The organism is Prodigiosinella aquatilis, assembly GCA_030388725.1.
In the GTDB taxonomy this organism is placed as follows: domain Bacteria; phylum Pseudomonadota; class Gammaproteobacteria; order Enterobacterales; family Enterobacteriaceae; genus Prodigiosinella; species Prodigiosinella aquatilis.
In genome coordinates, this window is sequence record CP128857.1 from 3,448,444 (window position 1) to 3,464,349 (window position 15,906).

A 15,906-nucleotide genomic window follows, 5' to 3' on the forward strand; every position below is an offset into this window, starting at 1 on the left:
GTTGTAACTGGATAATCTCAAGGAGTACCCCGAAAGATGATGAATCAGCCCGCGTCCGTCCGCTGGCAACTATGGATTGTGGCTTTCGGTTTTTTTATGCAAACGCTGGATACCACCATCGTCAACACCGCGCTGCCGTCTATGGCCATCAGCCTGAATGAAAGCCCATTGCATATGCACTCGGTGATTGTGGCCTATGTACTGACTGTCGCAATTGTCTTACCGGCCAGCGGTTGGCTGGCAGATCGTATTGGCGTACGCAATATTTTCTTTTCAGCCATCATCCTTTTTACCTGTGGTTCGTTGTTATGCGCTCGTTCAGAAACCCTCAATGAGTTGCTGTTGTCACGAATGGTTCAAGGGATTGGCGGCGCTATGATGGTTCCCATCGGGCGCCTGACCGTCATGAAAATAGTGCCGCGCGATCAATACATGGCAGCCATGACGTTCGTGACATTGCCGGGGCAAATCGGTCCGCTGATGGGGCCGACATTAGGCGGCATACTGGTGGAATATGCCAGTTGGCACTGGATTTTTCTGATCAATCTACCGATAGGCATTATCGGCGCTATTGCCACGCTGATGCTGATGCCCAATTACACTATGCAGACCCGACGTTTCGATATACACGGTTTTCTCTGCCTGGTCATTGGGATGGCCACACTAACCCTGGCACTGGACGGCCAGAAAAGCCTGGATATGTCATCCTTACTGCTGATCGGTCTGGTGATCACCGGCAGTCTGTCTTTATTTGGTTATTGGCTGCACGCACGGAACAATAAGCATGCCTTGTTCACTCTGCAACTCTTTCAGACCAACAGCTTTACCATCGGTATACTGGGCGGTTGGGTAGCTCGCATCGGTAGTGGTATGTTGCCTTTCATGACGCCAGTATTTCTACAATTGGGGCTGGGATACTCTCCGTTTCATGCGGGATTGATGATGATTCCGATGGTGCTCGGGAATATGGGCATAAAACGGCTGGTGGTGAACATCGTCAATCGTTTTGGTTATCGCACCATACTGATCTCATCTACACTGTCACTGGCGCTAGCCACTTTTCTGTTCGCCCTGGTCGCCTTGATGAACTGGCGCTGGCTAATGCCTCTGGTGCTGTTTATCGTGGGGATGACCAACGGTATTCGTTTCTCCACCATGAATACCCTGACACTGAAAGACTTGCCTGATGAACTCGCCAGCAGCGGTAATAGTTTGCTTTCAATGTCAATGCAACTGTCCACCAGTATAGGCGTCAGCATAGCCGGCCTGTTGCTGGGCGTCTTTGCCCACCAGCATCTGGTACCGGGTGCGCCGGAAAACCATATTGTTTTTCTTTATACCTATCTGAGCATGATGGCCGTCATGATTCTTCCGACGTTGATTTTTAGCCAGGCGCCGGGCGACAACATCAAGCAGGCTACATTGCCGCGCCGTTAGTGAGGTCATCATGAAATTCGGTATCACCGTAAAACTCTTTCTGGCCATTTTCGCCACCTGCATGCTGGTGGTGATCACCATGCACTTGGGTATACGCCTCAGCTTCGAGCACGGGTTTATCGACTACATTAAAAATGAAAACGAACAACGAATATTACAGCTACGGGAAACGCTGGAAGACCAATATCAGCAATATGGCAATTGGGGTTTCTTGCGTAACAGAGACCAGGGAATGTTCAGAATGAGACGGCCCATGGTGCAAAACGGGGAGGAAAGCCTGCAAAGCTGGCATACCCGATTATGGGTATTTGACCAGCAGAAAAACAAACTGATTGGTTCACCAATGACACCCCCTGAAGACAGCCAATGGCAACCACTCACCATTAAAAACCAAACTATTGGCTGGATTGTGGCAGCACCGCTGGAGAGGCTGACACGTAACGCCGATATCAGTTTTGATCATCAACAACAGCGTACCAGCTGGCTTATCGTCGGCTTATCCACCTTATTGGCAATCATCGTCACCTGGTTGATGTCTCGGGGTTTACTGGCCCCAGTGAAACGCCTGGTCAATGGTATTCATCAGTTGGCCGCAGGTAATTTCAGCGCCCGTGTCATGGTCACCAGTCGTGATGAACTTGGCATGCTGGCGCAGGATTTCAACCATCTTGCCGCCGCGCTGGAAAAAAATGAGCAGTCACGCCGGGACTTTATGGCCGATGTATCCCATGAATTGCGAACGCCGTTAGCCATCCTGCAAGGCGAATTAGAAGCGTTACAAGATGGCATCCGTCAACCCAGCGCTGATTCATTCCGTTCATTGCAGGCGGAAGTCGCAGTACTGACCAAACTGGTAGATGATGTGCACCAATTGTCACTCTCTGATCTGGGGACGTTGTCCTACCGTAAAAAACCGATCGATATGGTGAAATTACTTCAGGTATCAGTCGCGTCCTTTACCGATCGGCTACAGCATAAACGGATAACGCTGGTGACACATTTCCCGTCTGAAGCATGGATATTTGGTGACCCACACCGGCTAAGTCAGCTATTTAATAACTTATTGGAAAATAGTCTGCGCTACACCGATAATGGCGGTCAACTCCACGTAGACGCGGAAATCACCCGGGAACAGTTGCTGATTCGTTGGCAAGACAGCAGCCCCGGCGTCACCGATGAACAGCTGTCACTCATTTTTGAACGGTTTTACCGAGCCGACAGTTCCCGTAATCGTGCCAGTGGTGGTTCCGGCCTTGGTTTGGCTATCTGCGCCAATATCGTTGAGGCCCATGGCGGACACCTGTATGCTGAACATTCTCCACTGGGAGGCCTGCTAATGACAATTAAGCTTCCTTTACACGCAGCCATGTAGAAACACTATGACAACTACCGAGTTTTCAAGTACCGAAACGCTGCCTGTCTTAATCGTTGAAGACGAGCCCAAACTGGGACAATTGCTGGTCGATTACCTTCAGGCCGCGGGTTACCAAACACACTGGTTCACCAATGGTAATGACGTACAACCCTGGGTAAAACAGCATTCTGCTTCGCTGATACTGCTTGATCTGATGCTGCCCGGCTGTGACGGTTTGAGCATTTGCCGCGACATCCGGCAATTTTCCAATATCCCGATTATTATGGTCACCGCCCGAACGGAGGAGATAGACCGACTGCTGGGACTGGAGATCGGCGCAGATGACTACATCTGTAAACCTTTCAGCCCACGAGAAGTGGTCGTGCGAGTCAAAACACTGCTGCGCCGTTGCCGCTGGCAAAACGAACCGCTTCCAGAAGGAGAGAAGCCTCACTTACTGATTGATAAGCGCCGCCATCAGGCCAGTTATCTCGGACGCCATCTGGATCTCACCCCGGCGGAGTTCCGTCTGCTGGAAACGCTCTCTGCCGAACCGGGTAAAGTGTTCTCCCGCGAACAACTTCTGGATAACCTTTATGATGACTACCGGGTGGTAACTGACCGGACCATTGACAGCCACATCAAGAATCTACGGCGTAAGCTGGAACAACTCGATCAGGAAACCTCTTTCATTCGCACGGTATACGGCATCGGTTATCGTTGGGAAGCCGCCGTCGGCCAGGAGACGTAATGTCCGATACACGCCGTGCAGATAAAAAAATCACTCAATCATCTGTACGTAATATCAGCGACATGCACCAGTTTCTCTTTATGCTGTCAAATAAATTGCTCAATTCATTTAAAAATTTACGGTTTTATCTTTCTCCACAACGGTTAGCATTGCCACATCGGCAATAACAATTGAAGTGGGGAAAATCATGTCAGGTTTAGTCAACGGTCAGTGGGTTAATGGTGAGATCGCGGCAGAAGAGATCAAAAATGGCGCGTTCCATCGTCAGACAACGACGTTTCGGGAAACTGACATCACCCCACAGGCAGGACGCTATCAATTGTTTGTTTCCTATCTTTGCCCGTGGGCATCCCGTACCCTGATTTTCCGTAAGTTGAAAGCGCTGGAATCAGTGATTAGCCTCTCCGTCGCCGAACCCCGTATTGGTGAGCAAGGCTGGGAATTCAATACGCCACAAGATGTCGGAGATCAGATAGCGCCCATCCATTATCTGCATCAACTGTATACCGCCAGTGATGCGCGTTACACCGGTAAAGTTTCCGTGCCTGTGTTATGGGATCGTCAGGAAGGACGTATCGTCAACAATGAATCGGCAGACATTATTCGTATCCTGAACAGCGCCTTTGATGGATTGACCGGCAACTCACTGGATTTTCACCCTCCGGCGTTGCGAGAAGACATTGATGCCTGGAATTCGTTGATTTACGACAACATCAATAACGGCGTCTATAAAACCGGCTTTGCCAAAACACAGCACCACTACGATCAAGCCGTCGTGGCGCTGTTTGACACGTTGAATAAGGTAGAAACCCAGTTGGCGACGCATCGCTATATTACTGGCAATACACTGACCGAAGCTGACTGGCGGTTATTCGTGACGTTGGTACGGTTTGATACCGCCTACCATGGCGCGTTCAAATGTAACATTCGCCGGCTTGAAGACTACCCGCATTTGTCAAACTATCTGCGCGAACTGTATCAGTGGCCGGGTGTCCGCGACACCGTCAATCTTGAGCATATCAAAATTGGGTATTACAGCATTCTGTGGCTTAATCCCACCGGGATAGTGCCACAGGGACCACACATTGATCTTGAACGCCCCCACAATCGTGCCGGAGTGGGACGTTAAGCTGCCGTTTTCACGATCCCCCCTGCATGGCGTGGATTTATCCGCTTGTCAGCCGACTTTCTGTGTACCATCTGCTGATTTTTTACCGCATAAGCGTTAGAATCGCCGCCTTTACTGCTCCCGTCCGGGGGCAGCCTGACTTGTGATCAGACTTGAGAGACATCATGTTTAAACCGGAATTACTTTCTCCGGCCGGTACGCTGAAAAATATGCGTTACGCCTTTGCTTACGGCGCAGATGCTATTTATGCCGGTCAACCCCGTTACAGCCTGCGTGTTCGTAATAACGAATTCAACCATCAGACGTTGGCCGAGGCGATCAATGAAGCCCACCTGCTGGGTAAGAAATTCTATGTAGTGGTGAACATCGCCCCTCACAACGCCAAGATCAAAACCTTTCTGCGAGATTTGCAGCCAGTAATTGAAATGAACCCGGATGCGCTGATCATGTCTGATCCGGGACTTATCATGATGGTACGGGAAAACTTCCCACACATGCCGATTCATCTTTCCGTACAGGCCAATGCGGTAAACTGGGCGACGGTGAAATTCTGGCAGCAGATGGGACTTAGCCGCGTGATTTTGTCTCGTGAACTATCGCTGGAAGAAATTGCTGAAATACGTACCCAGGTTCCAGACATGGAGCTGGAAATTTTCGTCCATGGCGCGCTTTGCATGGCCTATTCCGGACGTTGCCTGCTTTCCGGTTATATCAACAAACGCGATCCGAATCAGGGAACCTGTACCAATGCCTGCCGTTGGGAATACAAGGTACAGGAAGGCAAAGAGGACGATGCCGGTAATATCGTGCATATCCACCAACCGATCGCTGTAACCAATGTGGAGCCGACATTGGGCATTGGTGCACCAACCGATAAAGTCTTCATGTTGGAAGAGAGCCAACGTCCTGGTGAATACATGAGTGCCTTTGAAGACGAGCATGGCACTTACATCATGAATTCCCGCGATTTACGTGCGATTCAGCATGTGGAGCGCTTAACCCAGATGCAGGTTCACTCCCTGAAAATCGAAGGGCGCACCAAATCCTTCTACTACTGCGCCCGTACCGCACAAGTCTACCGCCGCGCCATTGATGACGCCGCCGCCGGAAAACCTTTTGATCCCACCCTTCTACAAACCTTGGAAGGGCTGGCACACCGCGGTTACACCGAAGGTTTCCTTCGTCGCCATGTCCATGAGGATTATCAGAACTACGACTATGGTTACTCGGTCTCGGACCAACAGCAGTTCGTTGGTGAATTCACGGGTGAACGCCGTAACGGGTTGGCTGAAGTGGCAGTGAAAAATAAGTTTACCTGCGGTGACAGTGTGGAAATGATGACGCCGGGCGGCAATATACAATTTACCGTGGAAGCGATGCAGAATGCCAAAGGTCAGGCTATTGATGTCGCACCTGGTAATGGTCATATCGTTTATCTGCCCGTACCGGAAGATATCTCGCTGGAATATGCTCTGTTGCTGCGCAATCTGCCAGGAACAACCACCCGCAATCCGCATGCGAAATAACAAACATAAAGTGTAAACGGCATGACTTTTAACATTTATTAGAATCAGATCACATCAATTGGCCTGACGACTGGTTACTATTGCGGCGCTGAGAAAATACAGAACGAAAAATAAGCGTAGTAAATACTACTAGGAACCACCTCCTTGGCCAGCTCAATCTCCCTTGAGCTGGCTTTTCTTTTTCGACTTATCGCCACATCTACGTTTCAGCACTGACCAATGACAACCGCATTTGACCAAACCGACCTACCGGATTTTCATCGATAGAAATCGAAAGCGCGTTCTTCAACTACTCACGCTTCAAACGTTGGCTATTAGCCAGATAAAGGGCTACCACCAATATCAGAATCGACGCGGCATAAACCAGGGTATAGGAAGGATTGTCATGATCGACAATAATCAAGCGCACAATAGCGGTGATACCGATGTAAAGAAAATAACGTAGCGGAAAATGGTATCCCGACTGAAAATACTTCACGATCAACGCAATAAATTCAAAGTACAGAAAATAGACTACCAAACTGTCAATCAGCATGTAGGAAGAGTCTTTCTCATTGCTGATCATTAACGCTGTCGCCAGATGGAGAGTTTCCTTACCGAGGAACACCACCAGAATAACAGCCAATAACAGCAATCCCACGCTGAGTATCATCTGCAATCCTTGGGCAATCATCACCACACGTGTTGAACCCACCATTCATCTACTCCTTACCCAAACTGCGCCAAATAATATGGACGATTATCGTCTGCCTACCGCAACTTAAATTGTTGGCACATCAGTGTAACGATAATTTGACAAAGATCACAAAAATAGTGGGTGTCATCAACGCTGTCTAGATCTTTTTTTAGTATCTATCTGATTTTATTACACCTTAAATACCATAGGTTACCACCAGCGGTGGAAATGGTGTACTGGACCAATTCCCTTCCCAACCTCCAGTGAATCCGCCTGCTCCAGCGCCCCTTGCAGATAGGCTTTGGCGGCCATGACGGTGGCTGACCAGTCGTTATAACGCGGACGTAGCGCCGCCAGTGCTGCCGACAAAGTACAGCCAGTACCGTGAGTATGACGGGTATGGATGCGGGGCGCGGTGAAACGCACCGGCTCACTTTGTACCGAGAATAACCAGTCCGGACTCTCCTCATCACTCAGGTGACCCCCCTTCATCAGTACCGCCGGACATCCCATCGCTAACAGTGCTTCCCCCTGCTGACGCATTTCCTGCTCATTGGCTGCGGGAGAACACGCCAGCAAAGCCGCCGCTTCCGGTAAATTGGGAGTGATCAGTGAGACCTGTGGTAACAACATCTGCCGAATGGCGTCGACCGCGTCAGCCGCCAGTAATGGATCACCGCTTTTCGCCAGCATTACCGTATCCAGCACCACATACGGCACGACATAGCGCCGCAGACGCTCGGCCACCACCTCGACAATATCAGTCTGAGCCAGCATACCTATTTTGGCGCTATCAATGCGTACATCGCTCAATACAGAATCCAGCTGAGCAGCGACAAAATCAGGATCAATCCGGTAAACCGACTGCACACCACACGTATTCTGTGCCACCAGTGCGGTGATCACACTGGTGCCGTAAGCTTCCAGTGCGGAGAACGTTTTCAAATCGGCCTGAATACCGGCACCACCGCTGGGGTCCGTACCGGCGATGGTCAGTGCGTTGATGCGTCTCATGCCAGATCCTCCGCACGCAGGTGATATAAGTGGTCAAGAAACGCCGGGATAAAACTTCCCGGCCCTTGTACCTGTACTGATGCTCGTCCTCCAGCCAGTGCCATCACATGACACGCCGTCGCCACATGCGGCAGACGGTCGCCAGCCAGCGCACAAAAGGCCGCAACCACCGCAGATAGCGCACAACCGGTTCCTACAACCCGTGTCATTATTTTATCCCCGCCGGGAATCGCCCAGTCACGGTCACCGTCCGTCACGTAATCCACTTCGCCCGTCACCGCGACAACGGTAGCAATACGACGCGCCAGCTCACGCGCGGCAGGCAATGCCGTTAATGAATCGTTGGCGCTGTCCACACCGCGCCCCTGAATGTTTAGCCCGGATAACGCCATGATTTCTGAAGCATTTCCCCGAATAGCGGCCGGTTTGAGTTGCAGTAGTTCACGGGCAAATTCAGTACGAAAAGTCAGCCCGCCAACCGCCACCGGATCGAACACCCACGGTGTTCCGGCCTGATTGGCACTGTTCACCGCAGCCAGCATAGCATCCGCGCGATCGCGCTCCAGCGTACCTACATTGATGAGCAACGCATCGGCCACCGCGCTGAATTGCGCCGCTTCACCGGGATCAACCACCATCGCGGGCGAGGCGCCCAGCGCCAATAAGACGTTGGCTGTAAAACTTTGTACTACATCATTGGTCAGGCAGTGGACTAACGGCGCCCGATGGTGGAATTGAGTCAGGGAATCTGCGGCAACAGCGGCAGACAAAAGCACAGGTCGAGCGTTCATAAATCTCCCAACCAGCATGTCAAGAAGGCGGTAACCGATGAGATACCGTGACTTCCCTACGCTGGCATTATCCAGTTCAGGTTATACGGGTAAATTCTCAGCCACCGCAGTTAATGCAAAGGCACCCCGAGTCAGCAACGTATTATTGAAAGTGAAAAGATAAAGGTCAATAGTTGTCTACACCACCGGCTATAACACTAAAATCCTTATAAATCAAAAAATAACAATCATAATTATTTTTTATCATTACCAATGGTGCTAGATGTTATAGCGTTAAATCTGGCATTGTGCCGGGAAATCATCAAACGGACGGCATATCCGTCGGCCATCGTCGGTCCGATGGTATACCGCTTCTACGTTGTACCCGTCCGGATCACGGACAAACGCGGCGTAATAGTTGGGATGATACTGGGTACGCAAACCAGGCTGGCCATTGTCGACGCCACCCGCCGCTATCGCTGCGGCAAAAAAGGCATCTACATGCTCCTGGGACGCGACGCTGAAGGCGAAATGCACTCGTGGGCGAGTGAGAACCTCGCCGTGGAAAATCCAGAATTCACCACCAGGATCAGATGAACAACCGTACCCCGTCAGCACACCGAAGCTAACGGCAAATTTCATATTCTTGACCAGCTCGTACCCTAATGGCCGCAACGCCTGTCCATAAAACCGCCGACTACGGCTCAGATCCGACACCGGAATACTCAAATGATCCAGCATGTTTCCCCCCTGACGACGCAATCCAATGATTTTCCCTCACTCACTGCAAATAACGACAGGTTGAGCGGAATAACCAACATAGTCGTGTTCCCAACGGGAAAGTATGATCCAGATCTATAAGATAACGCTTAGTTATTCAGTAAAAGTGACTTTTTATTAACTGCGCCCACCAGCGTAGACGACAGTAGTAAGAGAACGCGAGGAACTGTCTGGCGATAGTGATACTGGGCTATATTCGGCTATTTATCAGACGATTACCCAATTAAGGGATACCGTCTGGCTCAAGGTGGGATACCGCATTCAGGCGGAGATATCATGAAGTTGCATAATCAAATTCAGGCAGAATGATCGTTCAAATATCACACCGAAGCAGCGATAAACTCCCGTAACCATTGATGCCCGGGATCGCGATGTAAACGTTCATGCCAAAGCATAAACATCTCGAAACCGGGTACCTCAAGTGGCGGTTCAACAACCTGTAGCAGCGAGTTATTCCTCACCAGACGTGAAGGTAACATCGCCACAAGATCAGTATTCGCCAACACTGACAGAACAAACAGGAAGTGAGGTACAGAGAGCACAACCCGGCGCGTCAGACCCATCGTCGAGAGCATATTATCTGTAATACCCTGAAATCCGCCGCCATCCGGCGATACGATCACATGGTCAAGCGCACAGAATTGCTCAAGCGAAGGCCGTTTTTCCAGACGCGGATGGTTAGCTCGGCTGACCAACACATAACGTTCCGCAAACAGCACACGACGGCGCAAACCGGAGGGTGCGCCCCCACTGGAGTGAAAGGCCAGCGCAATCTCTCCCTGCTCTGCTTGCCTGGCAATACGTGACGGTACCGTTTCAACAATGGCCAACCGGGTGCCAGGTGCCGCTGAACGTAATCCGCTCAATGCAGGCTGTAGAATTGTCGATTCGCTGTAATCAGAGGCGGCCACACACCATGTCTGTGTGGCCATTGCGGGATCAAAGGGCGCGGACGGTAATATGGCGTGCTCAAGGGACTCCAGCGCTTGCCGCAGGGGTTGGCGTAATTCATCCGCTCTGGCGGTTGGCTTCATCCCCCGTGGACCCGGTAACAACAAGGGATCCCCAAAGATATCTCTCAATTTGGCAAGTTGAACACTGACCGATGGCTGGGAGAGATTCAAACGCAACGCCGCCCGGGTCACATTATGTTCCTCAAGCAATGCATCAAGAGTCAGTAACAGGTTGAGATCCAGCCTTCTGATATTAGTCATGGCAATACCTGGTATGTTTTAAATTCATTTCTATGATACCTGATAGCGATTTACTCTGCGCACATCACACCATGGAGATACCACTATGAATATTTTTATTGTTTATGCCCATCCTGAATCTCACTCTTTAAATGGCTCGCTAAAAGACTTTACGGTCAAACATCTCGAAGATGCTGGACATACTGTCCAGGTATCGGATTTGTATGCCATGAAATGGAAAGCGGTGCTTGATGCCGACGATCGTACTGACAGACAAGAAGACGCCCCTTTTAATCCTTCACTCGATTCTAAACACGCATTCGAACAAGGAACACAGAGCCAGGACATCGCACGCGAGCAAGAGAAATTACGTTGGGCGGATATGGTTATTCTGCAATTTCCCCTGTGGTGGTTCTCCATGCCAGCGATTCTCAAAGGATGGGTAGACCGTGTCTACGCATATGGTTTTGCCTATGGCGTTGGAGAACATTCAGATACCCGTTGGGGCAATCGTTATGGAGAAGGTGTAATGACAGGGAAACGGGCCATGTTGGTTGTTACTACTGGTGGATGGGAATCCCATTACAGCCAACGGGGTATCAATGGCCCGATGGAAGATCTCTTGTTTCCCATCCAGCATGGAATATTGTACTACCCTGGTTTTGACGTTCTTCCCCCCTTTATGGTCTACCGTACCAGCCGTATGGACGCCGATCGGTTTTCACAGACCTGTAATGAACTCAGTGTGCGTCTGGATAACCTGGAGAGTGCAACACCCATCCCTTTCCGAGCACAAAATGCAGGGGAGTACACTATTCCGGAGCTCACGCTAAAAACAGAGATTGCGCCGGGTCAATCTGGCTTTTTGGCACACAGAGAGTGACGATAGCACCGCTATAGTGACGCGCTATGTAAGCTCCATTATGGCGGGCATCAACCAGTGTCGGTCAATAATATCCAACCCTGGATCTCTGGCGAAATGGTGGAAAAATCGACCACATGCGGCAGAGATCTCCTTACCTGAAATAGCTCGTTCTAGGCTGCAAAAATAATGCACATAGGTGCAAAGTAGTCACTGAATCGTCATAAAGCCTCTATATAGTCCTTTCTGTCTAAAACCAGAAAAGGGATAAGCCAAGTGATACCTGAAGCGGTTAACCGTGTAGAACCTTCATGGTGGTGCAAGTTACGGCACATGCTTGCAATCGCTCGCCACGAGCCGGCTAATTTAATTGGTATCGGGCTGATATTGCTGTTTGCCTGGATTATTCTGGCGCCGGTATTGTCCATTTTGTTCGACGCCGTCGTGGTACAAAACGGTGATAGTGTGCGCGTACATGCTACCGAAGGCGCTTTTACCTATTACTATCTGCTGCGTACCCTGGTGTCGCGGATGTCTGACCTACTACTCTGGACACCGCTGATCAATACCCTCTCAGTGGCGATAAGTAGCGTATCAGGTGCACTGCTTATCGGCGTAACCTTAGCCTGGTTGGTCAACCGTACCGATATGGCCGGGCGGAAGTGGTTCGCTACCGCGCTGATTGTGCCATTCATGTTGCCATCCTGGACTTTTGCCCTGGCCTGGACCACGATCTTTAAAAACCACACGGTGGGCGGTCAACCTGGCTGGCTGGAAGTGATCGGCATTCATACGCCGAACTGGCTGGCTTATGGCTATTTCCCGATTGTAGTGATTATGATGATCCACTACTCGCCGCTGGTTATCCTGATTGTGGGTAACGCGCTAAAGCGAATGGACGTGCAGTTAGAAGATTGCGCGCGAGTCCTCGGCGCGTCGCGCAAGGTCATCGCGTTTCGTATTATTGCCCCCTTGGTTCGTCCGGCCCTGTTGTCAGCTGCGCTGCTGATCTTTGCCGACTGTATTGGCGAGTTCGCCATTCCCTATATTCTCGGTTTACCGGTACATTTTGAGACGCTGTCCACCGGTTTGTACCGCGCACTGGGATCGCGCCAGAATGGTGTTGCCGCAGTGATCGCCGCAGTCATTATGCTGATGGGCATGATCACCCTGCTGCTGGATATGCGGATGTTGCGTGAAGCCAGACGTTTTGTGACGGTGGGAGGCAAAAGTGGAATGGATCGCCGTCGCCATCTCGGCCGGTGGGGTTTCGCCGCTTTCGGCATAGCCCTCACATTTGTGCTGTTGGGGGTTGCCATTCCGATCCTCACCCTGTTTTTTTCCACCATCATGAAATTACCCGGACGCTTTACCGCCGATAACTTCACCTTTGATTTCTGGATTGGTCATAACCTGGATACGGTCGCCCTGCATAACGGGATTCTGCTCACACCTGATTTCTGGCACGCGGTATGGAATACCATCATTATTGTCGGCTCCGCCTCACTCGCTGCCGGCGTATTGGGCCTATTGGTCGGCTATGCGGTGATGCGCTGCTCCATCCGCTGGGTCGGGGGATTTTTACGTCAGATTACTTTCCTGCCCTATCTGGTTCCCGGCATTGCGTTTGCCGCGGCCTTCCTGTCTCTGTTTGCAGTGGCTCACGGGCCGATACCCGCCCTGTACGGTACACCCATGCTGCTGGTCATTGCGCTCATTGCGGAGAAAATGCCATATGCCAGCCGTTCGGGTATCGCAGCGATGACACAACTGGGCAGAGAGCCGGAAGAGGCGGCTCGCGTCGCTGGCGCCGGTTGGTTTACTCGTATCGGGCGAATTGTGATCCCTATCCAGGCGGCACCGCTGACAACCGGCATTTTGCTGCCGTTTATTTCTGGTATTAAGGGCGTCAGCCTGTTCATCATTCTGGCGATACCCGCCACTGACGTCCTCACCACTTATTCCCTGCGTTTGATTGATTACAACTACCAGCAAGCGGCCAACGCGGTGGTGTTGATGATCGCGCTGATTTCATGGACCGGCACAATATTGATCCAGAAGATTTCTGGTACCGGTCTGGCTGAAGGTCTGGAGAATTGATATGCCTGCGATTACCTTAACCAACCTGATAAAAATCTACCCCGGTGGTCAGAAACCTGCGGTGGACAACCTCAGCCTGACGGTCAAAGATGGCGAGTTCATGTGTCTGCTTGGTCCATCCGGCTGCGGTAAAACGACCATTCTGCGTATGATTGCTGGCATTGAATCCGCCAGCGGCGGCGAAATTGCGATTGGCGATAAGGTGATGGATTCCGTTGCCCGGGCAACGTTTATTCCACCGGAGCAGCGCCGCGTCGGCCTGGTCTTTCAGAGCTACGCCCTGTGGCCACATATGACAGTTGCGCAAAACGTTGATTTTGGGCTGCGCTTACAGAAAGTACCGACCACAAAGCGTATCGCCCGCTGCCAGGATGTTATGGAAAAGCTGCGCATCGCCGAATACGCCAGCCGCTACCCGACTCAGCTTTCCGGCGGTCAGCAACAGCGTGTCGCGCTGGCCCGCATGTTGGCGGTTAATCCCGGAGTACTGCTGCTCGACGAACCGTTATCCAATCTCGATGCCACCCTGCGTCTGGAGATGCGTGCCGAGTTACGACGCTTACACGAAACCTTTGCCACGACCATCGTCTTTGTCAGCCACGATCAATGGGAAGCGATGACCCTCGCCACCACCATCGCGGTCATGAGTGCCGGACATTTACAGCAGGTCGGGACGCCAGACGAGATTTACGCCAAACCCGCGAACCGCTTTGTCGCCGAGTTTATCGGCACGCCCAAACTGAACATGATCTCGCTCAATCAGCCATCCAGTGTGCTGGCGAGCCACATCCAACAGCGTTTTTCCCTACAGGACGAAATGCATGTCTGCGGCATTCGTCCCGAAGAGATCATGCTATCCGAACAGCCACAGACCGATAGCGTGCCAATGATCATCGACAACATCATGCCAACCGGCGGCAGTTGGGTGATTGAACTGGTAAGGGGCGGCGATCACCTGTTCCACTCCACACAACTGCGTCCACGTTGGCAGGCGAATCAGCAAGTGCACTGTCAGTTGCCTGCCGCCTCGCTACACTTTTTCAACCAGCAGGGGCAACGTCAGGAACGCTTTGTAAGCTAACAACAGGCCAGCAAAAACGACCTACTGAAAGCCGAAAAAAACTATCCATTCAAGGCCAACAAAAACTCGCAACCAAAGGAAATATCATGAACCGCAAATTGATAACGAGCCTGGTCATACTCGCGACGTGCGCTACTGCTACCGCCAGTGCTCATGCAGCGGAGTCTTTCGATCTGCAATCATTGATCGCCGCAGCGAAAAAAGAAGCCCCTATCACCGTCTACGCCTCAACCGGCAAGATCGTTCAACAGGCGAAGGAATTTAGCCAGCAATACGGCGTTAAAGCAGTTGGTATTAAGGCTAATGCACCACAAATTATCGAAATTCTCAGCCGAGAAGCGCTGGCGCACAATGTCAAATCTGATGTCGCAATCATAGAAGACGCTCCCGCTGGCATAGAGCAGCTTCTGGACAAAGGTTATGTCAAAAGTTGGGTGCCAGGAGACATGAAAACCGTTATTCCAGCGCACTATCAAGATCCGCTGACGGTGGTATTGGCACCGAATGTTTTTGCCTATAATACGGTGCATCACAGCAGTTGCCCGATCACTAACATCTGGCAACTGACCGAACCAAAGTGGCGTGGCAAAGTGGCGATGCAGGATCCAACCGGTAAGCCAGCCTACACCGACTGGTTCAGTCAAATGGCCACCAATTACGATCAAACGGTACGCGATGCCTATCGACAAGAGTTTGGCAAGCCGCTGAAAACGGAAGAGAAATCGGCAATGGCGGCATTCGTTAAAGCGCTGGCGGCGAACGGCCCACTGCTGACCCATTCCGACACCGATGCGGCAGAAGCCATTGGTGCGCCAGATGGCAAAGACGATTTCGTCGGTCTGGTTTCTACCGCGAAATTCCGTGAAAACAAACAAGGCATGAAACTGGGTCTCTGCCACGGCATGAAGCCATTTATCGGTTGGAATTACCCAAGTCTCGGCGTCATTACTACCGGTAGCCACAGTCCGAACACCGCTAAACTGTTTATGCATTACCTGATGACCGCCAAGGGCATCGCACCGCAAGGCGTTGACGGCAAGATGTCTACCAACCAGACGGTAAAACTGCCGGCAGATGAAGCCTCCGGCATCGAAAAATATCGCGATGAATTGATGGTATACAAAACCTCAACAGCGAAAATAGACTGGCAGAGCCGCCAGGATTGGCAAGACCTTTGGAATCTGAATTACCGGAAATAGAACTATCAACGGGAGAGCGCCTGCTACTGCGCTC

The 15,906-nt window shown here is 51.2% G+C and carries 15 protein-coding genes and 1 riboswitch; of the genes, 10 read left to right on the top strand and 5 right to left on the bottom strand.

Going from position 1 to position 15,906, the window contains the following annotated elements:
- Nucleotides 1-36: 36 nt before the first annotated feature.
- The 6 genes from PCO85_15985 (at nucleotide 37) to yegQ (ending at nucleotide 6,197) form a co-directional block, all read left to right on the top strand.
- Entirely contained in the window at nucleotides 37-1,437 is a 1,401-nt protein-coding gene (locus tag PCO85_15985; GenBank protein ID WJV52713.1) for an MFS transporter, read from the top strand.
- Nucleotides 1,438-1,447: 10 nt separating this feature from the next.
- Nucleotides 1,448-2,809, top strand: a complete 1,362-nt coding sequence (gene baeS / locus PCO85_15990; GenBank protein WJV52714.1) for a two-component system sensor histidine kinase BaeS — start codon at nucleotides 1,448-1,450, stop codon at nucleotides 2,807-2,809.
- Between the two features lie 7 nt (nucleotides 2,810-2,816).
- The gene (gene baeR, locus PCO85_15995) at nucleotides 2,817-3,542 is read left to right on the top strand and encodes a two-component system response regulator BaeR (protein ID WJV52715.1); all 726 of its coding nucleotides are present in this window, start codon (nucleotides 2,817-2,819) and stop codon (nucleotides 3,540-3,542) included.
- The gene (locus PCO85_16000; protein WJV52716.1) at nucleotides 3,542-3,709 is read left to right on the top strand and encodes a hypothetical protein; all 168 of its coding nucleotides are present in this window, start codon (nucleotides 3,542-3,544) and stop codon (nucleotides 3,707-3,709) included. Before baeR ends, PCO85_16000 begins: the two co-directional genes overlap by 1 nt.
- 20 nt (nucleotides 3,710-3,729) lie before the next feature.
- Nucleotides 3,730-4,671: a glutathione S-transferase C-terminal domain-containing protein gene (locus PCO85_16005; GenBank protein WJV52717.1), complete on the top strand. Its 942-nt coding sequence runs from the start codon at nucleotides 3,730-3,732 to the stop codon at nucleotides 4,669-4,671.
- 164 nt (nucleotides 4,672-4,835) lie between these two features.
- The gene (gene yegQ / locus PCO85_16010) at nucleotides 4,836-6,197 is read left to right on the top strand and encodes a tRNA 5-hydroxyuridine modification protein YegQ (GenBank protein WJV52718.1); all 1,362 of its coding nucleotides are present in this window, start codon (nucleotides 4,836-4,838) and stop codon (nucleotides 6,195-6,197) included.
- A gap of 289 nt (nucleotides 6,198-6,486) precedes the next feature.
- Here yegQ and psiE read toward each other — a convergent pair whose 3' ends face one another.
- The 5 genes from psiE to PCO85_16035 all read right to left on the bottom strand — a co-directional run bounded on the left by psiE (nucleotide 6,487) and on the right by PCO85_16035 (nucleotide 10,651).
- The gene (gene psiE, locus PCO85_16015) at nucleotides 6,487-6,894 is read right to left on the bottom strand and encodes a phosphate-starvation-inducible protein PsiE (GenBank protein ID WJV52719.1); all 408 of its coding nucleotides are present in this window, start codon (nucleotides 6,892-6,894) and stop codon (nucleotides 6,487-6,489) included.
- Nucleotides 6,895-7,083: 189 nt separating this feature from the next.
- Entirely contained in the window at nucleotides 7,084-7,887 is an 804-nt protein-coding gene (gene thiD / locus PCO85_16020) for a bifunctional hydroxymethylpyrimidine kinase/phosphomethylpyrimidine kinase (GenBank protein WJV52720.1), read from the bottom strand.
- The gene (gene thiM, locus PCO85_16025; protein ID WJV52721.1) at nucleotides 7,884-8,678 is read right to left on the bottom strand and encodes a hydroxyethylthiazole kinase; all 795 of its coding nucleotides are present in this window, start codon (nucleotides 8,676-8,678) and stop codon (nucleotides 7,884-7,886) included. Before thiM ends, thiD begins: the two co-directional genes overlap by 4 nt.
- A gap of 36 nt (nucleotides 8,679-8,714) precedes the next feature.
- A riboswitch (TPP riboswitch) is annotated at nucleotides 8,715-8,817 on the bottom strand.
- A gap of 134 nt (nucleotides 8,818-8,951) precedes the next feature.
- Nucleotides 8,952-9,398: a VOC family protein gene (locus PCO85_16030; protein ID WJV52722.1), complete on the bottom strand. Its 447-nt coding sequence runs from the start codon at nucleotides 9,396-9,398 to the stop codon at nucleotides 8,952-8,954.
- Between the two features lie 359 nt (nucleotides 9,399-9,757).
- Nucleotides 9,758-10,651 (bottom strand): LysR family transcriptional regulator, encoded by an 894-nt coding sequence (locus tag PCO85_16035; protein WJV52723.1) that lies wholly within the window; start codon nucleotides 10,649-10,651, stop codon nucleotides 9,758-9,760.
- An 85-nt stretch (nucleotides 10,652-10,736) separates the two neighbouring features.
- Between PCO85_16035 and PCO85_16040 the strand changes: the two genes are divergently transcribed.
- The 4 genes from PCO85_16040 to PCO85_16055 all read left to right on the top strand — a co-directional run bounded on the left by PCO85_16040 (nucleotide 10,737) and on the right by PCO85_16055 (nucleotide 15,872).
- Nucleotides 10,737-11,513, top strand: a complete 777-nt coding sequence (locus PCO85_16040; GenBank protein ID WJV52724.1) for an NAD(P)H-dependent oxidoreductase — start codon at nucleotides 10,737-10,739, stop codon at nucleotides 11,511-11,513.
- Nucleotides 11,514-11,825: 312 nt separating this feature from the next.
- Nucleotides 11,826-13,592, top strand: coding sequence for an iron ABC transporter permease (locus PCO85_16045; protein ID WJV52725.1), 1,767 nt, complete (start codon nucleotides 11,826-11,828; stop codon nucleotides 13,590-13,592).
- 1 nt (nucleotide 13,593) lies between these two features.
- Nucleotides 13,594-14,673, top strand: coding sequence for an ABC transporter ATP-binding protein (locus tag PCO85_16050; protein WJV52726.1), 1,080 nt, complete (start codon nucleotides 13,594-13,596; stop codon nucleotides 14,671-14,673).
- A gap of 86 nt (nucleotides 14,674-14,759) precedes the next feature.
- A complete protein-coding gene (locus tag PCO85_16055; GenBank protein ID WJV52727.1) occupies nucleotides 14,760-15,872 on the top strand; it encodes an ABC transporter substrate-binding protein in 1,113 nt (370 codons plus the stop codon).
- The last annotated feature ends 34 nt before the right edge of the window (nucleotides 15,873-15,906 follow it).